This window comes from Kribbella sancticallisti, from assembly GCF_039530625.1.
In the GTDB taxonomy this organism is placed as follows: domain Bacteria; phylum Actinomycetota; class Actinomycetes; order Propionibacteriales; family Kribbellaceae; genus Kribbella; species Kribbella sancticallisti.
Genome location: NZ_BAAAOS010000018.1, coordinates 214,094 through 235,138, shown reverse-complemented (window position 1 = coordinate 235,138; position 21,045 = coordinate 214,094). Strand labels below are relative to the sequence as shown.

The window sequence follows — 21,045 nt, the reverse complement described above, 5'->3', positions numbered from 1 at the left end:
GCGGGCGAGCACGTCGCGGATCACGCGCCCTGGGCACCTACGCCGTCGGAGTGACCCTGGGCATCAGCCATCGCAACCCTGTGATGTTCAGGCCGGGGTGACGACTTCCTCGTCGGCGTCGGTCAGGGCCGCGGTGAACTGCGCGTTGTAGAGGCGGGCGTAGGCGCCGTCCGCCGTCAGCAGTTGCTGGTGGTTGCCCTGCTCGACGATGGCACCGTTCTCCATCACCAGGATCAGGTCGGCGTCGCGGATGGTGGACAGCCGGTGCGCGATCACAAAGCTGGTCCGGTCCGACCGCAGCGCGGCCATCGCCCGCTGGACCAGTACCTCGGTCCGGGTGTCGACCGAACTGGTCGCCTCGTCCAGGATCAGCAACTGCGGGTCCGAGAGGAACGCGCGAGCGATGGTCAGCAACTGCTTCTCACCGGCGCTGACGTTGCTGCCCTCCTCGTCGATCACCGTGTCGTACCCGTCCGGCAGGCTGTGCACGAAGCGGTCGACGTACGTCGCCTTGGCCGCGGCGAGCATGTTCTCCTCGGTCGCGTCCAGGTTGCCGTAGCGGATGTTGTCCCGGATCGTGCCGCCGAACAGCCAGGTGTCCTGCAGCACCATCCCGATTCGCGACCGCAGGTCGTGCCGGGTCAGCTCGGTGATGTCCACGCCGTCGAGGGTGATCCGGCCGTCGTTCAGCTCGTAGAACCGCATGATCAGGTTGACCAGCGTCGTCTTGCCGGCGCCGGTCGGCCCGACGATCGCGACCGTCTGCCCGGGCTCGGCGACCAGACTCAGATCGCTGATCAGCGGCTTGTCGGCGGTGTAGGAGAACGACACGTGCTCGAACTCGACCCGGCCGCGAGACTCGGTCACCTTGGCCGGCGTCGCGTCGTCCGGCACCTGCTCCGCCGCGTCCAGTACTTCGAACACCCGCTCGGCCGAGGCGACCCCGGACTGCAGCAGGTTCGCCATCGACGCCACCTGGGTGAGCGGCTGGGTGAACTGGCGCGAGTACTGGATGAAGGCCTGCACGTCGCCCAGCGACATCGTGCCCGACGCCACCCGCAGTCCGCCGACCACCGCGATCACCACGTAGTTCAGGTTCCCGATGAACATCATCGACGGCATGATCAGGCCGGAGATGAACTGCGCGCCGAACGACGCCTGGTACAACTCCTCGTTCTTCTGCGCGAAGCTCGCCTCGATCTCCTTCTGCCGGCCGAACACCTTGACCAACTCGTGGCCGGTGAAGGCCTCCTCGATCTGGCCGTTCAGCGCGCCGGTGTGCCGCCACTGGGCGACGAACCGGCTCTGCGAGCGCTTCGCGATCGCGGCCGTCAGGATCATCGAGATCGGGATCGTCACCAGCGCGATCAGCGCCAGCAGCGGCGACACCACGAACATCATCGTGACCACGCCGATCACCGTCAGCAGCGAGGTGAGCAGCTGGCTCAGGGTCTGCTGCAGGCTGCTCGAGATGTTGTCGATGTCGTTGGTGACCCGGCTCAGCAGCTCACCGCGCGGCGCACCGTCGAAGTAGCTGAGCGGTAGCCGGTTCAGCTTGTCCTCGACCTCGGACCGCAGCTGGTAGACAGTCCGCTGGACCACGCCGTTGAGGATGTAGCCCTGCATCCAGGAGAGCAGGAACGAGCCGGCGTACAGCGCCAGGACCAGCATCAGGACGTTGCGCAGGGCATCGAAGTCGACGCCGACGCCCGGGATCAGGTCGATCCCGCCGAGCAGGTCGGCCAGCCGGCCGTTGCCCGCGGCCCGGGCCTGCTCGATCGCCTGTTCCTTGGTGATTCCGGCCGGCAACTGCTTGCCGATCGCGCCGGCGAAGATGATGTCGGTGGCCCGGCCGAGGATCTTCGGGCCCAGCACCGCCAGCCCGACGCTGGCGATCGCCAGCAGGATCACGCCGAAGACGTGCACCCGCTCCGGCCGCAGCCGCCCGAGCAGCCGCTTGGCCGACGGGCCGAAGTTCATCGACTTGTCCCCCGGAATGCCTCCCGGCGGGCCGAACGAGCGCCCGGTGGTCGGCCGCTCGGTCGCCTTCACCGTCACGGCCGGCTCGTCGCCCTCACCGGTGCCGCGCTCGGCGGTCTTCTGGTCGCTCATGCTGCTTCCTCCGCGGACCGCTGGGACTCCACGATCTCGACGTATGTCGGACAGGTCTCGAGTAGTTCTTCATGGCTGCCCCGGCCGACGATCGCGCCGTCCTCGAGCACCACGATCTGGTCGGCGTCGATGATGGTGGACACCCGCTGCGCGACGATCACCACGCACGCATCCGCCGTCACCGGGGCAAGGGCCGCCCGCAGCCGGGCGTCGGTGGACAGGTCGAGCGCGGAGAACGAGTCGTCGAACAGGTAGATCTCCGGCTTGCGCACCAGCGCCCGGGCGATCGCCAGCCGCTGCCGCTGACCACCGGACACGTTGGTGCCACCCTGCGAGATCGGAGCGTTCAGGCCCTCCGTCATCGCCTCGACGAAGTCCCGGCCCTGGGCGATCTCCAGCGCCTCCCAGAGTTCCTCGTCGGTGGCGTCCGGATTGCCGTAGCGAAGGTTGCTCGCCACCGTTCCGGAGAACAGGTACGGGCGTTGCGGGACCAGGCCGATCCGTTCCCAGAGAGCGTCGGGCGCCATGTCGCGCACGTCGATGCCGTCCACGAGCACTCGGCCGCCGGTGGCGTCGAACAACCGCGGTACCAGCGACAGCAGGGTGGTCTTACCCGCGCCCATGCTGCCGATGATGGCGGTCGTCTGACCGGGGGAAGCGGCGAAGCTGACGTCCCGCAGTACGGGTTCGGCGGCGCCGGGGTACTGGAAGGTGGCGTTCTCGAAGACGAGTTCGCCGCGGCCGACGAAGGCCTTGATCGGGGTGACCGGCGGGCGGACCGACGACTCGGTGTTCAGTACCTCGCTGATCCGGTCCGCGCAGACCGAGGCGCGCGGCACCATGATCATCACGAAGGTGGCCATCATCACCGAGAACAGGATCTGGATCAGGTAGCTGATGAAGGCGGTCAGCGCGCCGACCTCCATCGCGCCGTTCTCCACTCGGGAGGCGCCGAACCACAGCACCGCGACCGTGGACAGGTTGAGGATCAGCATCACCACCGGGAAGACCAGCGCCATCAGCCGGCCGGCCCGGGTCGCGGTGTCGGTGACGTTCGTGTTCGCCTCGGCGAAGCGCTCGGTCTCGTGCGGCTCGCGGACGAAGGCGCGGACCACCCGGATGCCGGTGATCTGCTCGCGCAGTACCCGGTTGACCGCGTCGATGTTGACCTGCATCTTGCGGAACTGCGGCACCATCCGGCTGGCGATCAGCCCGATCGATGCCGCCAGCAACGGCACCGCGACGGCCACCAGCCAGGACAGGCCGACGTCCTCGCGGACCGCCATGATGACGCCGCCGACCATCGTGATCGGAGCCGCGACCAGCATCGTGCAGGTCGTCACCACCAGCATCTGCACCTGGGTGACGTCGTTGGTGCTGCGCGAGATCAGCGTCGGCGCGCCGAACTGGTTGACCTCGCGGGCGGAGAACTCGCCGACCCGGTGGAACACCGCGGCCCGGACGTCGCGGCCGAACAGCGCCGCCGTCTTGGCGCCGAAGTACACCGCGAAGACCGTGCAGACGATCTGCACCAGGCTGACGCCGAGCATCCAGCCGCCGGTCTGCATGATGTAGCCGGTGTCGCCCTTGGCGACGCCGTTGTCGATGATGTCGGCGTTCAGGCTGGGCAGGTAGAGAGAGGCGATCGTCCCGATCAGTTGCAGGACGACGACCATGGACAGGTTGCCGGCGTACGGACGTAAGTGAGTACGCAACAGGCGAAGCAGCATCAGCGGTCCCCGGAGTCGTGGATGCGGACACCGTCGAGCGCGAAGTCGACGATCTCCTCGGCGGTCAGTGGCCGGCCGCCGGAAATCAGTGGGTGGGTGGCGGAGAAGGTCAGCATCCGCAGCCGGCGGACGACCTCCTCGGGCGGGTGACGGAACTGGGCGGCGTCCGGGCGGAGCAGGTCGGCGAACACCGCGTCGGTGCGGTCGGACTGCTCTTTGCGCCGGGCCTCCTCCTCAGGCGGGTTCTTCAGGTCCGGCGGACGCTGCAGGCGCATCGCGAACATCAGCTTGAAGACCGACCGCAGCCGCTTCTGGCCGACCTCGACGCCGGCGACCATCCGGTCCCGCAGCGGCAGCGACGGGTCCACCGCCTGGAGCGCCTCGATCATGCCGGCCGGGTCGAAGGCGGTCTGCATCACCGCGTCGATCAGCGCGTCCTTGCTGCCGAAGGCGCGGAAGATGGTGCCTTCGGCAACGCCGGCCGCCTCGGCGATCTGCCGGCTGCTGACGGCCGGGCCGTGCTCCTCCAGCAACGGCATGGCCGCGGCGACCAGCGCGGCGCGGCGCTCGTCGGGAGGCAAAGGGGTTGCTCGTGGGCTCACTCGATCGAGATTAACTGAGTGAGCACTCACTCACAACCGCATTTACCGACCGTCCAGCAGGGTCGCGATTCCGTCGAGCACCCGGGCCAGGCCGAACTCGAAGCCGTGCTCGGAGTCGTACGGCGCGTCGAACTCGATCCCGACGGTGGTCCCGACCCGGCTGGCGAGCGGAAATCTCTTGGTGTCGCCGATCTTGTCGAGCAGCGGCTCGTGCGCCTCCCACCACTGCTTGTCGGTGATCCCGGTCCGCTGGATCACGGTGGCGGCCTCGACCGCACTGCGCACCGCGCCGTGGACATATCCGTTCACCAGCGCGACGGCGGCGTCCATCTCGACATCAGTGAGGCCGATGCCCTCGACCGCCCGCAACTCCCACTCGTACTTCGCCATCAGGTTCGGGCCGAGCGGCGGCCGGCTCGTCGCGACCTGGAGCAGCCAGGGGTGGGCGAGGTACAGCTTGCGATTCTCCCGGGCGACCTCGTCGAGCCGGGCCCGCCAATCCCCCTCGACCTCGCGCAGGGGCAGTTCGCCGTACACGGTGTCGAGCATGACGTCGATCAACTCGTTCTTGCCGGGCACGTAGCGATACAGCGTCATCGCACCGACGCCCAACTCGTCCGCCACCCGCCGGATCGACATCGCCGCAAGCCCTTCGGCATCGGCCACCCGCAATGCCGTCTCGACGATGCGCGGGACGGTGAGAGCAGGCTTGGGCCCGCGGGTGGGCTTCGACTGAAGACCCCACAGCAGCTCTAAGCTCTTCGCCGGGTCGCCGCCCCCGCTGTACTCCTGATTCATGACAACCTCCGTTCACCGTGACAGGCGAATTGTCGGCGGTGGCTGATTGGATCACAGCCGTGTCTCGCTATCGCTTGTATCCGACATCCGCGCAGGCCGCGGGACTTCTGGAGCAGTGCGGACATGCCCGGTACGTATGGAACCTTGCCGTCGCAACAATGGTCGATGTGGACGCGCGATCAAGGCACCACACCGGGTTTCGTCGAGCAGGCCCGGCAACTGGCCGAGGCGAGAGCCGTGATCGGCTGGTTGCGTGGCGGGTCGCAAACCGTCCAGCAGCAAGCGCTGCGGGACTTCGACCAAGCACGCCGAAACTACTTTACCGGGAGCCACCGCAGCCCGACGTGGCGCAAAGCCGGGAAACACGAAGGATTCCGGATCGTCGGCTCGCAAGCCGGCCGCGTTGAGCAGGTGAGCCGGAAGTGGGCGCGGGTGCTGGTCCCGAAGGTCGGCTGGGTGCGGTTCCGGGTCAGCCGCCCAGTGCCCGAGGCCAAGTCGTACCGGGTCAACCGTGACAATGCGGGGCGCTGGCACATCGCGTTCGCAGTCGCGCCGGACCCGATCCCCGCCCCCAGGAACGGTGAGGTTGTCGGCATCGATCGTGGCGTCACCGTGTCCGCCGCACTGTCCACCGGTGAGCTCCTTGCGTGCCCTGGACTGTCGGAGTCCGAGCAGCGGCGACTCGCGCACCTTCAGCGGCGACTTGCCAGAGCGCGGCCTGGCTCGAACCGCCGGAGCCGCGTCAGAGTCGCGATAGCCAAGCTGTATGCCCGTGCTACTGCTCGTCGCAAGGACTGGGTCGAGAAGCTGTCCACAGATCTTGCGCGCCGCTTCGACGTAATCCGAGTGGAAGACCTCCGGATCAAGCAAATGACTCGGCGAGCGAAGCCGAAGCCGGACCCGGCCCGCCCGGGTAGCTACCTGCCGAACCGGCGACGCGCCAAGACCGGGCTGAACCGGGGAATTCTCGCGAGTGGCTGGGGTCTGCTTGTCCAGCGGCTCGAGCACAAGGCCGCTGGCAGGATCGAGAAGGTAAACCCGGCGTACACCAGTCAGATGTGTTCGCGTTGCGGGCACTGTGTACCAGGAAACCGCGAGAGCCAAGCGTTCCGGTGCCAGTCCTGCGGCTACTGCGACCACGCCGACCTGAATGCTGCCATCAACATCGCCGCCGGACGGGCGGTCAGTGCGCGCGGAGACAGGCCTGTACGGATGTCTGTGAAGCGTGAACCTCAACTCACTACCTCCGCATAGATTGGGGTTGGGTTGGAATCCTCATCGTCTCCGGCGGGGAGGACGTCAAGTGCGCGATTCTCCCCGATTGGCTACACTCCACGGTCTACCTCGTACAGCGTACTCAGTAAAGGCGTGAGCTTGACCTCTAGCAACGTTGAGGTTCTACCGTCGGAAACTGTCGGTGGTCCGCGGGATCATCGGCACGCCACCGCTACCACGAACACCCGAACCGCCGGAGCTTCGCTGTGAGTATGGAAATGACCGCGTGGACGTCGATGTACCACGCGATGCACAGACAGGACGAGAAGCGACCGTTCTCCAAGGCCACGCTGAAACGGATCCTGGCGTTCGCCCGGCCGCACCGGCGCCAGTTGATCGCGTTCCTGCTGCTGAGCATCGGCGGCGCCGTGCTCGCCGTCGCCACCCCGGTGCTGGCCGGCCGGGTGGTGGACGCCATCGTCAACGGCAAGGACGTCAGCGTCGTCGTCTGGCTGGCCGGGCTGATCGCCCTGATCGCCGTGGCCGAGGCCGCGCTCGGCCTGGTCACCCGGTGGCTCTCGGCCGGCATCGGTGAGGGCCTGATCCTCGACCTGCGCACCGCCGTGTTCGACCACATCCAGCGGATGCCGATCGCGTTCTTCACCCGGACCCGGACCGGCGCGCTGGTCTCCCGGCTGAACAACGACGTGATCGGCGCCCAGCGCGCGTTCAGCGACACGCTGTCCGGCGTCGTCGGCAACGTGGTGATGCTGGCGCTCACCCTGGTCGTGATGCTGCGGGTGTCGTGGCAGATCACCCTGCTGGCGCTGGTGATCCTGCCCATCTTCGTGATCCCGGCCCGCCGGTTCGGCAACCGGCTCGCCTCGCTCGAGCGCGAGGCCGCCGACTACAACGCCACCATGAGCACCCAGATGACCGAGCGGTTCTCGGCTCCGGGCGCCACGCTGGTGAAGCTGTTCGGCCGCCCGACGCGGGAGTCGCACGAGTTCGCCGTACGGGCGCGCCGGGTGCGGGACATCGGCGTCCGGACCGCGATGGTGCAGTGGGTGTTCGTCACCTCGCTGACCCTGGTGTCGGCGCTCGCGCTGGCCGTCGTCTACGGCCTGGGCGGCTTCTACGCGCTGCGCGACCAACTCGACGCGGGCGCGGTGGTGGCGATGGCGCTGCTGCTGACTCGGCTCTACTCCCCCTTGACCGCGCTGGCCAGTGCCCGGCTCGAGGTGATGACCGCGCTGGTCAGCTTCGAGCGGGTCTTCGAGATCCTCGATCTGGAGCCGCTGATCAAGGACAAGCCGGACGCGGGCACGGTGCCGGCCGGTCCGGTGTCGGTCGAGTTCTCGCACGTGAAGTTCGCCTACCCCTCGGCCGACAAGGTCTCGCTGGCGTCGCTGGAAGAGGTCGCCAAGCTCGACACCCGTGGCGGCGTCGAGGTGCTGCACGACGTGTCGTTCACGGCCGAGTCCGGGCAGATGGTCGCGTTGGTCGGTTCCTCCGGCGCCGGCAAGTCGACGATCGCCCAGTTGATCCCGCGCCTGTACGACGTGGACGCGGGCGCGGTGAAGCTCGCCGGGATCGACGTCCGGGACCTGTCCGCGGAGGCGCTGCGGGACACACTCGGCATGGTCACGCAGGACGGGCACCTCTTCCACGACTCGATCCGGGAGAACCTGCTGCTCGCCCGTCCCGAGGCGTCCGAGGACGAGCTGTGGGAGGCGCTGACGCGCGCGCGGCTCGGTGACCTGATCCGATCGCTGCCGGACCAATTGGAGACGGTCGTCGGTGAGCGCGGCTACCGGTTGTCGGGTGGCGAGCGGCAGCGGCTGACGATCGCGCGGCTGTTGCTCGCGCAGCCCCGGGTGGTGATTCTCGACGAGGCCACGGCCGCGCTGGACTCCACCTCCGAGGCCGCCGTGCAGGCCGCGCTCACCGAGGCGCTGACCGGACGGACCGCCGTGGTGATCGCGCACCGGCTGTCCACGATCCGTGCGGCCGATCTCATCCTGGTGATCGAGGACGGGCAGATCATCGAGCGCGGCACCCACTCCGAACTGCTCGCCGCGGGCGGACGGTACGAGGAACTGCACCGGACCCAGTTCGACCAGGCAGTCGCCGGGGAGCTCCCGGTCGGCGCGTCCTGAGAGTTGTTTCGCAGTGCACGGTGACTGAGAGGGAGTGCGGGGTTGGCTGGAAGTGTGCAGGCGGGGGCGCTGGCCGGGTTGGCGGCGGTGTTCGTTCCGGCTGATCCACCACGGGACGGGCGGGTCGCGTTCTGGGATCCGGACGGCGGTGAGCTGCCACTCGGCGTCGGCGAACAGTCGACGCTCGAGTTGGTGGTGAAGGAGCCCGACGGTCTCGTCGTCCGCCCCGTCCGCACGATCGAGCTACCGATCGACCAGGCGGTCCCTGTACTGGGTCGCGCTCGGACGGCGCCACGAGCACACCCGGCCGCGGCGTTCTGGGGAGCGGCCGCGCTGATCGGCCTGCAACTGGTGGCCCGCGGCCGGCTCCTCCCCGGCGTCTCCCCCGCCGATCACGACGCCTGGCGAGTCGGCCCTCTGGATGCCGCCGACGTGGAGCGCATCCTGACGCTCGCCGAAGCCATGCCCCCCGAAGCCCGAGCTGTGCCTGTCTCCTCGGCCTCTGAAGAGCTGCGCGTGGCCGCGTCCGAGGACCTGGTGCGCGCGTTCCTCGACGCGGTTGCTGATGGGATGCCTCGGTCGCCCGCTGCTGCGAAGGCTCAGGGGACGAATCTGTTCGCGGCCAAGGCTCCGCAGCAGGCAGGGCGGTTGCGCGGGTGGGCTGACGAGGTGTCAGCCGGCCTCGACACCGGGGTGCGGATCTCGTTGCGGATCGAGTTGCCCGAGTCGCTGGGGTTCCGGGCCGTGGTGCAGTTGCACAGCCTCAACGATCCGACCTTGGTACGGGATGCGAGTGAGGTCTGGGCGGAGGATGTCAGCGGGTTCGGTCCACGGGCCAGGATCGACGCGACCTTGGCGATTCGCCGGGCCGCGCGGGTCTGGGTGCCGCTGAATCGGCTGCTCGACTCCGCAGTGCCGGATCGGCTCGAGCTGTCCGACGAAGAGGTCGCCGGGTTGCTGGCGACTGGGGCTCAGCGGCTCTCGGCTGCCGGAGTCGACCTGCACTGGCCGCGCAGCCTCGGGCGCGAGCTGACCGCGCGCGCGGCGCTCACGTCCGCCGACGGACCACCCTCGGACATGCCGAAATTCTTCGGCGGCGGCGCCACCCTCGACTTCAGCTGGCAGGTTGCTCTGGGCAACGATCCGCTGACCGACGAGGAGATGGACAAGCTCGCCGAGGCGACCCGCCCGGTGGTCCGGCTCCGGGACCAGTGGATGCTGATCGACCCGGACCTGGCCCGCAAAGCCCGCGAACGCGTCCTCAAGCCCGTCACTGCCATCGACGCCCTGAGCGCCGCGCTCACCGGCAGCACCGAGCTTGACGGTGAGCAGATCGCCGTCACCCCGACCCGCTGGCTCGACGACCTCCGCGCGAAGATCGCCGACCCCGACCACACCGACGAACCGGTCGACGCCCCGGCCGCGTTGCAGGCGACCCTGCGCGACTACCAGTTGCGCGGCCTGCGGTGGCTGGTCCGGATGACCTCGCTCGGGCTCGGCGGCTGTCTCGCCGATGACATGGGGCTCGGCAAGACGATCACGCTGATCTCCCTGCACCTCCACCGCCAACTCGCCGAGGAGACCGCCGGGCCGACGCTCGTGGTCTGCCCCGCGTCCCTGCTGGGGAACTGGGAGCGTGAGGTGCAACGGTTCGCGCCGGGCACTCCCGTACTGCGTTTTCACGGCTCCGGCCGCTCCCTCGAAGGCGCCGACACCGGGTTCGTGCTCACGACGTACGGGACGTTGCGGCGGGACGCGGCGAAGCTGGCCGGGCACCGGTGGGGTCTGCTGGTCGCCGACGAGGCGCAGCACGTCAAGAACCCGACCTCCGGGACGGCGAAGGCCCTTCGCACCGTGCCGGCCTTGTCCCGGGTCGCGCTGACCGGCACCCCGGTCGAGAACAACCTGTCCGAGCTGTGGGCGATCCTCGACTGGACGACGCCCGGCCTGCTCGGCCGGCTCGGCACGTTCCGCAGCCGCTGGGCGACGCCGATCGAGGCGGACAAGGACGAGGAAGTCGCCGAGCGACTGGCGAAACTCGTCCGTCCCTTCCTGCTCCGGCGGCGCAAGTCAGATCCGGGCATCGCGCCGGAACTGCCGCCCAAGACCGAGACCGACCAGGCCGTCTCCCTCACCCGGGAGCAGGCGGTTCTGTACGAGGCGACCGTGCGCGAGTTGCTCGACGCCGTCGCGGCGAGCGACCAGATGGCACGGCGCGGCCTCATCGTGAAGCTGCTCACCGGGCTGAAGCAGATCTGTAACCACCCGGTGCAGTACCTCAAGGAACCCGACGACGCCCGTTTGTCCGGACGGTCCGGCAAGCTCGAACTGCTCGACGAGTTGCTCGCGACGATCGTGTCCGAGGACGGCGCGGTGCTCGTCTTCACCCAGTACGTCGCGATGGCGCGGCTGCTCGAGCGGCACCTGGCCGACCGGGGCATCGGCACCCAACTGCTCCACGGCGGTACTCCGGTCCGCAAGCGCGAGGAGATGGTCGAGCGGTTCCAGGCCGGCGAGGTCCCGGTCTTCCTGCTGTCCCTGAAGGCCGCCGGCACCGGCCTGAACCTCACCCGCGCCGACCACGTCGTGCACTACGACCGCTGGTGGAATCCCGCGGTCGAGGACCAGGCCACCGACCGCGCCTACCGGATCGGCCAGACCCGCCCGGTCCAGGTGCACCGACTGATTGCCGAGGGCACCATCGAGGACCGGATCGCGGCGATGCTGAGCAGCAAGCGCGAACTGGCCGACGCCGTACTGACCGCCGGGGAGGCCGCACTGACCGAGCTGACCGACTCAGAGCTCGCCGCTCTGGTGGAACTGCGGGGTGCCCGATGAGCGGCGAGCAGGCACGCGGATTCCCGGCCTTCCCGGCGCAGACCGGGCGTCGCAGTACCTCGGGCAGGTCGTGGTGGGGACGTGCCTGGGTGCAGGCGCTGGAGGACACCTCGCTGGATTCCGACCAGCTGCGCAAGGGCCGGCGTACGGCGAACTCCGGCCAGGTCGGCACGATCACGATCAGCCCAGGCCGGATCGCGGCGACGGTCTACGCGCCCGACGACACGTACGAGGCGGTCGTGCAGGTCGACCGGTTGAGCGACGACGAGTGGCGACGGTTCCTCGACCAGGTCGCGGCCCGGGCCGGGCACATCGCCGCCTTGCTCGACGGCGAGATGCCGCACGAACTGGTGGAGGCCGCGGCTGACGCCGGGGTGCCGCTGCTGCCGGGGATCGGTGATCTCGATCCGTCCTGCACGTGCGACGGTTGGGAGCTGCCCTGTCAGCACGCGGCGGGCCTCTGTTACCAGGTCGGCTGGTTGCTCGACGAGGACCCGTTCGTCCTGCTGCTGATGCGCGGGCAGTCCCGCGAGGATCTGCTCGACGAACTGCAGAACCGGTCCACGACGTCTTCCGCCGCCGCTGTCGAAGCGCCCGTGGAGGAAGGCGATCCGGCGCTAGAGGTTTTCGCGCGGCAGCCGGGCGAGCTCCCGGAGTTGCCGTCGTTGCCTGCCAAGATCGCGCTGGAAGAACTGGTGGTCAGCGAGACCCAGCCGCTGCCTGAGCTGGAGCCGGCGACCTTGCCGCTGCTCGTGCTCGACGCGGCTCGCCGGGCTCGCGCCGAGCTCAAGGCGCTACTGACCGGTGACGCCGATCCCTGGGAGCTCGACGAGTGGCAGGACGCGGTCCGCCTCGCCGCCGACTATCCCAGCCTCGCGGACCGACTCGGTACTGCGTTCAACCGCCCCGCCGACCTCGCCCTCGGAGTACAGGCCTGGTCGTACGGCGGCGCACCCGGCCTCGACGTGCTCGAACACCAGTGGACGCCCGAGCCCGGCGACCTGGCCCGGGCTCGCACCGAGCTGCTCGCGGCGGCGGACGACGAGCTGGAGATCTCGATCGACCAGAACCGGCTGACCACCTCGGGCGAGGTCGTCTGCCAGGTCCGGCTGGATCGCCTCGGCCGCTGGCACCCGTACCGGCTGGTCGACGAGGCCTGGGTCCCCGCGGGCCCGGCGGACCGGGACCCGACGGCGGCGCTCGCAGTACCGGACGTCTGGTAAATCACCTGCGACGACCGGCGATATGTGGTTAGGATCTGGGCAGACCTTCGAGCAGGGACAGGAGCTGAGTTGATGAGCGCGATCGCGGCGACCGCCGTTTCCGTTGTCATCCTCATCTCCTGGGTTCCGGCCTGACCTTCGCGGCCGGAATCCCTGTGCTCGAAAGGGATTTTCTGTTGTCCATTTCCTGGATCACCCGACCGGAGACCGCCGCCGATGTGGCGGCGATCCGCGAGATCAATCTGCAGGCGTTCGGCGGCACCTACGAGCCGGACATCGTCGAGGCACTCCGCGCCGATCCGGCCGCATGGGTGCCTGAGTTGTCGATCGTCGCCGGCACCGACGACGGCGAGTTGGTCGGCTACGTCCTGCTCAGCCGTTGCCACGTTGGCGAGACCCCGGCCCTCATCCTCGGGCCGTGTGCTGTGCTGCCGCAATACCAGCAGCAGGGCGTCGGCGACGCCGTCATCCGTACGGCGCTGGCCGCGGCGCGGGCGCAGGGTCATCATCTCGTCGTGCTGCTGGGCCACACCGAGTACTACCCGCGGTTCGGCTTCAAGCCGGCATCGACGTTCGGGATCACCTCGACCTTCGCCGAGCCGGGGCCGCACCTGATGGCCCTTCCGCTCGACTCGACGGCTGTTCCCGCCGGGATGATCCGCACCCCGGCCGCCTGGGACTGCTGACCGCATGACAAGCGCCCGGGCGGGTTCCGTATACAAACGGCCCGCCCGGGCACTCTGCGTGATCTCGTCGACACTCACCTGAGCGGGGCCGACGGGCCGGCCGAAGGCTCCCATTCCGCCTGCCGGGCCGAAGGTTTCCACTTGTCCGCGCCGGGTCAGGTCAAAAAGTTGAGACAAAGTCGCTCAATCCCTTGCGCTCCCACCTTGTATACATGAAACAGTCTGGAGAACCGCTCATTCAGGAGACCGAGATGCCCCGTCGAACTCTCTCGCCACTGAACCGCTCCAGCAGACTCGCCCCCTTCCCCACCATCAGGCGCCCCCGGACCGGCCCACTCGGGGCCGCGGTCGCGGTGGTCGTGCTGGCGCTCGTCGGCACCGCCTGTTCGCCGGTCGAGCCGACCGCCGACCAAGCCGGCGGTGGACAGACGGACGCGAACCAGGACGTGTTCGGCGACGCCGCCGACGCGGCGAAGGTCAAGTCCGGCGGCACGTTGACCGTGGCGCTGTCAGCCGACCCCGACAAGCTCGACCCGACCCTGTCGCGCAGCCTCTACTCGCGCTACGTCTTCCACACCATGTGCGAAAAGCTCTACGACCTCGGCCCGGACGCCAAGATCGTGCCGCAACTGGCCACCGCGCTGCCGACCGTGGCCGCCGACGGCCTCAGCCTGACCATCCCACTGCGTGAGGGCGTGAAGTTCGCCGACGGCGGCACCCTCGACTCGACGGCGGTGAAGGTGTCGATCGAGCGCGGCCTCACGCTGGCCGGCTCGGGCCGCAAGAGCGAACTCGGCCCGATCTCCTCGGTCGAGACGCCCCACCCGAAGACCGTGGTGATCAAGCTGTCCAAGCCGTTCGCCCCGCTGACCGCGGCGCTGGCGGACCGGGCCGGGATGGTGCTCAGCCCGGCCGCCGTGAGCAAGCTCGGCGCGAACTTCTCCACCGCGCCGGTCTGCGTCGGCCCGTTCAAGTTCGCCAGCCGGGTCGCGCAGAACTCGATCAAGGTGGTCAAGGACCCGCAGTACTACGACGCCGCCAAGGTGCACCTGGACGCGATCGAGTACCGGATCATCACCGACTCCAGCATCCGCTCGGCCAACCTGCGCTCGGGTGACGCGCAGGTCGCCGACTCGCTGTCGACCCAGGACGCGCCCCAGCTGCAGAAGGACAACAGCATGACCGTGCTGCAGTCCCAGTCGCTCGGCTACCAGGGCCTGACCATCAACATCGGCAACGCGAACGGCATCGGCAACCCGCAGAAGCAGCTGGAGACCCCGATCGCCAAGGACCCGCGGATCCGGCAGGCGCTGGAGGCGTCGATCGACCGGGAGGCGCTGGTGAAGTCGATCTTCAACGGCCTGAACACGGTCGCCTGCTCGCCGATCTCGCCGAAGAGCGAGTTCACCGCGGACGCCGCCCAGGCCTGCCCGGCCCACGACCCGGCCAAGTCCAAGCAACTGCTCGGCGAGGCCGGCGTCGCGACGCCGTACAAGGTCACGATGATCACGTCGAACAACCCCGACAGCCTGCGGCTGGCCCAGGCCCTGCAGGCGATGGTCAAGGAGGGTGGTTTCGACCTGATCATCAAGCCGATCGAGTACGCCTCGCTGCTCGACCAGCAGGACCGCGGCGACTTCGAACTGCTGCAGCTCGGCTGGTCCGGCCGGGTCGACCCGGACGCGAACATCTTCAACTTCGTCGGGTCGCAGGGCAGCCAGAACGTTGCCGGCTACAACAGCCCCGAGGTGGACAAGCTGCTGACCGACGCCCGGCAGTCGAAGGACCAGGCGCAGCGCGTCCAGCTCTACGGTCAGGTGGTCACCAAGCTCCAGCAGGACGACCCGCTGATCTACCTGTACCGCCAGCGCAACCTGACCGGTGTCTCGAAGAAGGTGCTCGGCGTCCAGACCTACCCGGACGGCGTCATCCGGACCGCCTTCGCGGGCTTCGCCAAGTGATGTCATCCACTCCAGAGGCGGCCGAGCGGGAGGTGGCGAGATGAGGCGCTACCTGCTCGGCCGGCTCTGGCAGTCGCTGGTCACGTTGCTGCTGGCAACGATCGTGGTCTTCCTCGGGGTCCGGGCGCTGCCCGGCGATCCGGCCCTCGCGCTGGCCGGGGAGGACCGGGATCCGGAGTCGCTGCGGGCGATCCGCGAGCAGTACGGCCTGGACGACTCGATGCTGGTCCAGTTCTGGCAGTTCGTCAGCCACGCGGCCCGCGGTGATCTCGGCCAGTCGATCCGCACCGGGGAGAGCGTCACCACCATGCTCTCCAGCGCGCTCCCCGTCACCATGGAGTTGTCGGCTCTCGCGATCTTCGTCGCCACCCTGCTCGGCGTCGGTGCCGGCGTGGTCGCCGCCGTACGCCGGGGGCGGCCGGCCGAGTGGGCCGCCAACGCCCTGGCCCTGCTGGGGTTGTCGGTGCCGAACTTCTGGCTCGGTCTGATGGCGATCCTGTATCTCTCGGTCGCGCTCGGCCTGTTCCCCGCCTCGGGTTACGTACCGTTCTTCGAGAATCCGATCGACAACCTGCACCACCTGGTGCTTCCCGCGGTGATCCTCGGAACCGGCCTGGCCGCGGTGATCATGCGCCAGACCCGGTCCTCGATGCTCGATGCCCTGTCGGCGGACTACATCCGGACGGCCGAGGCGAAGGGGCTGCCGCCGCGGGCGGTGATCGGCCGGCACGCACTGCGGAACAGCCTGATCGTGGTGATCACGATCGTCGGCCTGCAACTCGGCGCGCTCATCTCGGGCGCGGTCGTGACCGAGCGGATCTTCGCGCTGCCCGGGTTCGGCAAGCTCACCGTCGACGCGGTCTTCCAGCGCGACTACCCGGTGATCCAGGCGGTCGTACTGGTCACCGCGACGGCGTACATCGTGATCAACCTGCTGGTCGATCTGCTCTACTCGGTGATCGATCCGCGCATCCGGGTCCGAGGTGAGGCGTGATGGCCGTCCCTGAAGTCACTGTCGCCGCCGGTACCGCGCTGACGTCGCGCCGCCGCAAGGTGGTTCGCCGGATGCTGCGCAACCCGCTGGCGATCACCGGGCTCGTCGTGCTCGCGATCGCGGTCCTGGCCGCGGTGCTGGCGCCCTGGCTGGCGCCGCACGAGCCGACGGACACCCACCTCAGCAACGCGTTCGCGCCACCGGGCACCCCCGGCTACCTGCTCGGCACCGACGATCTCGGCCGGGACGTGCTGTCCCGGATCATGTTCGGGCTGAGGGCCTCCCTGCACGTCGGGCTGCTGGCCGTCGCCACCTCGTTGGTGGTCGGCGTCCCGCTGGGCCTGATGGCCGGGTACTTCCTGGCGATCGACGCGCTGATCTCCCGGTTCACCGACCTGGTCCTCGCGTTCCCGTTCCTGATCCTCGCGGTCGGCCTGGCCGCCATCCGCGGCGCGAGCCTGGGCAACGCGGCGATCGCGATCGGGATCGCCCAGATTCCCGGTGTGATCCGGATCGTCCGCTCGGAGACGCTGCGGCTGAAGTCGCTCGACTTCGTCTCCGCCGCGATCGTCGAGGGGGCCGGTGATCCCTGGGTGCTCGGCCGGCACATCCTGCCGAACGCGGCCTCGGTGATCATCGTCCAGGCGACCGTCGCGATTCCGGCGGCGATCCTCGGCGAGGCCGTGCTGTCGTTCCTCGGCCTGGGTATCCAGCCACCCGCCCCAAGCCTCGGCACGATGCTGTCCGACGCGCAGCAGTTCGCGTCCCGGGCACCGTGGGCCGCGGTGATGCCGGGCGTGGCGATCATGCTGCTGGCCCTGGCCTTCAACATCGTCGGCGACAGCCTGCGCGACGCCCTCGACCCGAAAGCGAGCCGCCGATGACCACGTCGATCTCTGGGCCGATCACCGGGCCGGTCTCCGGGCCGGTCACTGGGCCTGTGCTGGAGGTCAAAGACCTGTCGGTGACGTTCCGGACCGAGGACGGACCGTTGTCGGCCGTCGACCGGGTGAACCTGCAGGTCGCCGACGGCGAAGTGCTCGCGATCGTCGGCGAATCCGGCTGCGGCAAGAGCGTGACGGCGATGAGCCTGGCCTCGCTCCTCCCCCGCACCGCCACTGTCGACGGGTCGGTCCGACTGGACGGCGTCGAACTCATCGGCGCGGACAAGCGGACGCTGCGGTCGATCCGCGGCCGCGAAGTGGCGTACATCTTCCAGGAGCCGATGACGTCGCTGAACCCGGTCTTCACCGTCGGCTACCAGATCTGCGAGGTCCTGCAGGTCCACGTCGGCCTGTCCCGGCGGGCAGCCCGCAGCCGAGCCGTCGAACTGCTCAAACTGGTCGGCATCCCTTCCGCCGAACGCCGCATCGACGACTACCCGCACCAACTCTCCGGCGGCATGCGGCAACGGGTGATGATCGCCATGGCCGTCGCGTGCGACCCGAAGGTGCTCATCGCGGACGAGCCGACCACCGCCCTCGACGTGACGATCCAGGCCGGCATCCTCGACGTACTGCGAGCGCTGCGCGAGCGGCTCGGCACCAGCATCGTGCTGATCACCCACGACCTCGGCGTCGTCGCCGACCTGGCCGACCGGGTGGCAGTCATGTACGCCGGACGAGTCGTGGAGACGGCCGAGGTCCACGAACTGTTCGCCCGGCCTCAACACCCCTATACAGCCGGCCTGCTGGCTGCCTCACCATCAGCAGGCCGGCACGCGGGGACCCACCGCCTCAACGAGATCCCCGGTCTGGTCCCTGTCCTCTCCGAGCAGCCGGATGCCTGCACCTTCGCCGACCGCTGCCCCCGAGCACTCGACACCTGTACTACGAAGCAACCCACTCTCGATGCCGGTAGTCACCAAGTGGCCTGCTGGAATCCCGTCCGAGAGCGGGTGGAGGTCTGATGACCGAATACGCACTGGAACTCGAGGACCTCGTCATGCACTTCGGTGCGGTCCGGGCAGTCGACGGTGTCTCGCTCCGGATCCCCAAGGGTGCGGTGGTCGCGCTGGTCGGCGAGAGCGGCTCGGGGAAGTCCACCGTCGGCCGCTGCATCGTGCGGCTGCTGGAACCCACCGACGGCACGGTCCGCCTGGCCGATGCCGACATAACCCACCTCAACCGGCGCAGACTCCGGCCACATCGTCGGGACGTCTCCATCGTCTTCCAGGACCCGGCCGGTTCCCTGGATCCACGGTTGTCCGTCGGCGACATCGTCGGCGAGCCACTGCAGCTCATGCGTCGTCGCGGCGATCTGCCTGCCGACAAGAAGGACATCCCGGCAGCAGTAGCTGAATCGCTCCGCCGGGTGGGTCTCCGGCCGGAGGTGGCGCAGCGATCTCCGCACGAACTCTCCGGTGGACAGCGACAGCGGGTGAGCATCGCGCGTGCTCTCATCTCATCACCGCGGCTGCTGGTGGCCGACGAGCCGACCAGTGCGCTCGACGTCTCGGTGCAGGCGTCCGTGCTGAACCTGCTGGCGGATTTGCAACGAGACCTTGGCTTCGCCTGCTTGTTCATCACCCATGACCTGTCGGCCGTCGAATACCTCGCAGACGAGGTCGCGGTGATGTACCTGGGCCAACTGGTCGAGCAAGGCCCGCGGGAGCGGATCTTCGGCGCACCGGCTCATCCGTACACACAGGCGTTGCTCTCGGCCGCGCCCGTGCCCGAACCGACCACACAGCGCGCCCGGCGGCCGGTGTTGCTCGGAGACGACCTGCCGTCGGCCATCGACCCACCACCGGGCTGCCGGTTCCACACCCGATGCCCGGTAGCCATCGACAAGTGCCGGACCGTTGTGCCGGAGTCCAGAGTCATCGGAGACGGTGGCCATCAGGTCGCCTGCCACCTGGTGAACGACGACGGCACCGGTCCGGATGTCCGCGACCTACCCCAGGAATCCCCAGTGACCGAAGCGATCACGGCAAGAGGAGCTGCTCGATGACGTTCACCACCCGGCCCACCCTGCGCGGCACGTTCGGGATGGTCTCCTCCACGCACTGGCTCGCCTCGCAGTCGGCGATGCGGATCCTCGAGCTCGGCGGCAACGCCTTCGACGCCGCCGCGACCGCGGGCTTCGTGCTGCACGTGGTCGAGCCGCACCTGAACGGACCAGGCGGCGAGGTGCCCGTGATCATCGCCACCGCGTCCGACCCGACACCACGCGTGCTCAGTGGGCAGGGGGTTGCTCCTGCCGGCGCCACGATCGAGCACTTCAGGTCGCTCGGCCTGGCGCTGATACCCGGCTCGGGGCCGCTGGCGGCCGCAGTACCGGGGGCTGTTGATGCTTGGTTGTTGCTGCTCCGGGACCACGGCAGTCTGCCGCTGCGGACGGTGCTGGAGCCTGCGATCGGGTACGCGCGAAACGGTCATCCGCTGGTCGCTCGGGTCGGTGACACGGTCGCCACTGTGCAGGAACTCTTCACTGAGCACTGGCAGACGTCAGCCGACCTGTGGTTGCAGGGTGGTCAGCCGCCGCGGGCCAACAAGCTGTTCCGCAACACAACCTACGCCGACACCCTCGAGCGGCTACTGGTCGAGGCTGAGACCGCTGGTACGGATCGGGTCGCCCAGGTCGAGAAGGCACGGCTGACCTGGCGGGAGGGCTTCATCGCCGAGGCGATCGACAAGTTCTCGCGGTTGCCGCATCGGGACTCCAGCGGCGAGGACCATGCCGGGCTGATCACCGGCGACGACCTGGCGTCGTACCAAGCGAGCTGGGAAGAGGCTGCCACGCTTGACTGGCAGGGCCACACGATCGCCAAGACAGGTCCGTGGGGCCAGGGTCCGGCGCTCCTGCAGTCCCTTGCAGTCCTCGACGAACTCGGCGACCCGGCTGCACTCGACCTGGCCGGCGCCGACGCAGTACACACCACTACCGAGGTCACGAAGCTGTCCTACGCCGACCGCGAGGCCTGGTACGGCGACGGCGAGGTGCCGCTCAAGACGCTGCTGTCCCCGGCGTATGCCGCCCAGCGGGCCAAGCTGGTCGGCCCTGAGGCCAGCGCTGAGCTTCGCCCGGGTAGCCCGGACGGGCGTCAGCCGCTACTCCCCTCGATCGCCACCGGCGACAACCACGGCGATGCGACCACCGGCGAGCCGACGGTCTCCTCTGACGGGGTGACGCGCGGCGACACCTGCCATGTCGACGTGATCGATCAGTGGGGCAACGTCGTCTCGGCCACGCCGAGTGGTGGGTGGCTGCAGTCGTCACCGACGATTCCCTCGCTGGGGTTCTGTCTCGGCAGCCGGTTGCAGATGTTCTGGCTGGAGGAAGGTCTCGCCTCTTCCCTGACCCCCGGTCGGCGTCCGCGGACCACCCTCACGCCGACGCTCGTACTGCGTGACGGCGCGCCCGTGCTCGCCTGCGGATCACCTGGTGGCGACCAGCAGGACCAATGGCAACTCCTCTTCCTGCTGCGTCACCTGGTCGGTGGCGAAGATCTGCAGGAGGCTATCGACGCGCCTGCCTGGCACACCACGTCGTTCCCGTCGTCCTTCTACCCAAGGACTACCGAGCCGGCCAGCCTGGTGATGGAGAGCCGCCTGGGCACCGCAGTACGGGACGAACTGACCCGCCGCGGCCATGTGGTCACCGAGGCCGACCCGTGGAGCCTCGGCCGCCTGTGCGCGGTCTCCCGAGAAGCAGACGGCGTACTGGCTGCCGGTGCCAACCCCCGAGGCATGCAGGGCTACGCCACCGGGCGCTAGTGTCCGACT

15 protein-coding genes and 1 pseudogene are annotated in these 21,045 nt (G+C 68.9%); 12 read left to right on the top strand and 4 right to left on the bottom strand.

The features are described from left to right. Positions 1-87: 87 nt before the first annotated feature. Genes ABD255_RS11455 through ABD255_RS11440 form a run of 4 tightly spaced genes read right to left on the bottom strand, consistent with a single transcriptional unit; the run spans position 88 to position 5,242 of the window. Positions 88-2,112 (bottom strand): ABC transporter ATP-binding protein, encoded by a 2,025-nt coding sequence (locus ABD255_RS11455; RefSeq protein WP_344212756.1) that lies wholly within the window; start codon positions 2,110-2,112, stop codon positions 88-90. Further along, positions 2,109-3,842, bottom strand: a complete 1,734-nt coding sequence (locus ABD255_RS11450; RefSeq protein WP_344212754.1) for an ABC transporter ATP-binding protein — start codon at positions 3,840-3,842, stop codon at positions 2,109-2,111. Before ABD255_RS11450 ends, ABD255_RS11455 begins: the two co-directional genes overlap by 4 nt. Continuing rightward, positions 3,842-4,444, bottom strand: a complete 603-nt coding sequence (locus ABD255_RS11445) for a TetR/AcrR family transcriptional regulator (RefSeq protein WP_344212752.1) — start codon at positions 4,442-4,444, stop codon at positions 3,842-3,844. Before ABD255_RS11445 ends, ABD255_RS11450 begins: the two co-directional genes overlap by 1 nt. Positions 4,445-4,486: 42 nt before the next feature. Continuing rightward, entirely contained in the window at positions 4,487-5,242 is a 756-nt protein-coding gene (locus ABD255_RS11440; protein ID WP_344212750.1) for a TetR/AcrR family transcriptional regulator C-terminal domain-containing protein, read from the bottom strand. Between the two features lie 17 nt (positions 5,243-5,259). Here ABD255_RS11440 and ABD255_RS11435 point away from each other — a divergent pair. The 12 genes and pseudogenes from ABD255_RS11435 to ABD255_RS11380 all read left to right on the top strand — a co-directional run. Continuing rightward, positions 5,260-5,355, top strand: a pseudogene (locus ABD255_RS11435) (hypothetical protein); the annotation flags it as partial. A gap of 52 nt (positions 5,356-5,407) precedes the next feature. After that, positions 5,408-6,496, top strand: coding sequence for an RNA-guided endonuclease InsQ/TnpB family protein (locus ABD255_RS11430; RefSeq protein WP_344212748.1), 1,089 nt, complete (start codon positions 5,408-5,410; stop codon positions 6,494-6,496). A 239-nt stretch (positions 6,497-6,735) separates the two neighbouring features. Beyond that, positions 6,736-8,616, top strand: a complete 1,881-nt coding sequence (locus ABD255_RS11425; protein ID WP_344213858.1) for an ABC transporter ATP-binding protein — start codon at positions 6,736-6,738, stop codon at positions 8,614-8,616. A gap of 42 nt (positions 8,617-8,658) precedes the next feature. Beyond that, positions 8,659-11,454 (top strand): DEAD/DEAH box helicase, encoded by a 2,796-nt coding sequence (locus tag ABD255_RS11420; RefSeq protein WP_344212746.1) that lies wholly within the window; start codon positions 8,659-8,661, stop codon positions 11,452-11,454. Further along, the gene (locus tag ABD255_RS11415; protein WP_344212744.1) at positions 11,451-12,677 is read left to right on the top strand and encodes an SWIM zinc finger family protein; all 1,227 of its coding nucleotides are present in this window, start codon (positions 11,451-11,453) and stop codon (positions 12,675-12,677) included. The genes ABD255_RS11420 and ABD255_RS11415 overlap by 4 nt, the downstream gene beginning before the upstream one ends. 176 nt (positions 12,678-12,853) lie before the next feature. Beyond that, positions 12,854-13,363 (top strand): GNAT family N-acetyltransferase, encoded by a 510-nt coding sequence (locus tag ABD255_RS11410; protein WP_344212742.1) that lies wholly within the window; start codon positions 12,854-12,856, stop codon positions 13,361-13,363. Positions 13,364-13,614: 251 nt separating this feature from the next. Further along, positions 13,615-15,324: an ABC transporter substrate-binding protein gene (locus ABD255_RS11405; RefSeq protein WP_344212740.1), complete on the top strand. Its 1,710-nt coding sequence runs from the start codon at positions 13,615-13,617 to the stop codon at positions 15,322-15,324. A 40-nt stretch (positions 15,325-15,364) separates the two neighbouring features. Beyond that, positions 15,365-16,318, top strand: coding sequence for an ABC transporter permease (locus ABD255_RS11400; protein ID WP_344212738.1), 954 nt, complete (start codon positions 15,365-15,367; stop codon positions 16,316-16,318). Further along, positions 16,318-17,202, top strand: a complete 885-nt coding sequence (locus tag ABD255_RS11395) for an ABC transporter permease (protein WP_344212736.1) — start codon at positions 16,318-16,320, stop codon at positions 17,200-17,202. The genes ABD255_RS11400 and ABD255_RS11395 overlap by 1 nt, the downstream gene beginning before the upstream one ends. Continuing rightward, positions 17,199-18,227 carry an ABC transporter ATP-binding protein gene (locus ABD255_RS11390; RefSeq protein ID WP_344212734.1) on the top strand — a complete coding sequence of 343 codons (1,029 nt, stop codon included), beginning with the start codon at positions 17,199-17,201 and terminating at the stop codon, positions 18,225-18,227. The genes ABD255_RS11395 and ABD255_RS11390 overlap by 4 nt, the downstream gene beginning before the upstream one ends. Continuing rightward, on the top strand, positions 18,227-19,270 hold the full coding sequence (locus tag ABD255_RS11385) for an ABC transporter ATP-binding protein (protein WP_344212732.1): 1,044 nt from the start codon (positions 18,227-18,229) through the stop codon (positions 19,268-19,270). The genes ABD255_RS11390 and ABD255_RS11385 overlap by 1 nt, the downstream gene beginning before the upstream one ends. Beyond that, a complete protein-coding gene (locus ABD255_RS11380) occupies positions 19,267-21,036 on the top strand; it encodes a gamma-glutamyltransferase family protein (protein ID WP_344212730.1) in 1,770 nt (589 codons plus the stop codon). The genes ABD255_RS11385 and ABD255_RS11380 overlap by 4 nt, the downstream gene beginning before the upstream one ends. Positions 21,037-21,045 lie beyond the last annotated feature (9 nt).

Excerpts from the sequence above, each read along its gene's own strand:
- ABD255_RS11455 (WP_344212756.1), bottom strand. The coding sequence starts at position 2,112 with ATGAGCGACCAGAAGACCGCCGAGCGCGGCACCGGTGAGGGCGACGAG.
- ABD255_RS11390 (WP_344212734.1), top strand. The coding sequence starts at position 17,199 with ATGACCACGTCGATCTCTGGGCCGATCACCGGGCCGGTCTCCGGGCCG.
- ABD255_RS11400 (WP_344212738.1), top strand. The coding sequence starts at position 15,365 with ATGAGGCGCTACCTGCTCGGCCGGCTCTGGCAGTCGCTGGTCACGTTG.
- ABD255_RS11440 (WP_344212750.1), bottom strand. The coding sequence starts at position 5,242 with ATGAATCAGGAGTACAGCGGGGGCGGCGACCCGGCGAAGAGCTTAGAG.
- ABD255_RS11385 (WP_344212732.1), top strand. The coding sequence starts at position 18,227 with ATGACCGAATACGCACTGGAACTCGAGGACCTCGTCATGCACTTCGGT.
- ABD255_RS11425 (WP_344213858.1), top strand. The coding sequence starts at position 6,736 with ATGACCGCGTGGACGTCGATGTACCACGCGATGCACAGACAGGACGAG.
- ABD255_RS11405 (WP_344212740.1), top strand. The coding sequence starts at position 13,615 with ATGCCCCGTCGAACTCTCTCGCCACTGAACCGCTCCAGCAGACTCGCC.
- ABD255_RS11395 (WP_344212736.1), top strand. The coding sequence starts at position 16,318 with ATGGCCGTCCCTGAAGTCACTGTCGCCGCCGGTACCGCGCTGACGTCG.
- ABD255_RS11430 (WP_344212748.1), top strand. The coding sequence starts at position 5,408 with ATGTGGACGCGCGATCAAGGCACCACACCGGGTTTCGTCGAGCAGGCC.
- ABD255_RS11415 (WP_344212744.1), top strand. The coding sequence starts at position 11,451 with ATGAGCGGCGAGCAGGCACGCGGATTCCCGGCCTTCCCGGCGCAGACC.
- ABD255_RS11380 (WP_344212730.1), top strand. The coding sequence starts at position 19,267 with ATGACGTTCACCACCCGGCCCACCCTGCGCGGCACGTTCGGGATGGTC.
- ABD255_RS11450 (WP_344212754.1), bottom strand. The coding sequence starts at position 3,842 with ATGCTGCTTCGCCTGTTGCGTACTCACTTACGTCCGTACGCCGGCAAC.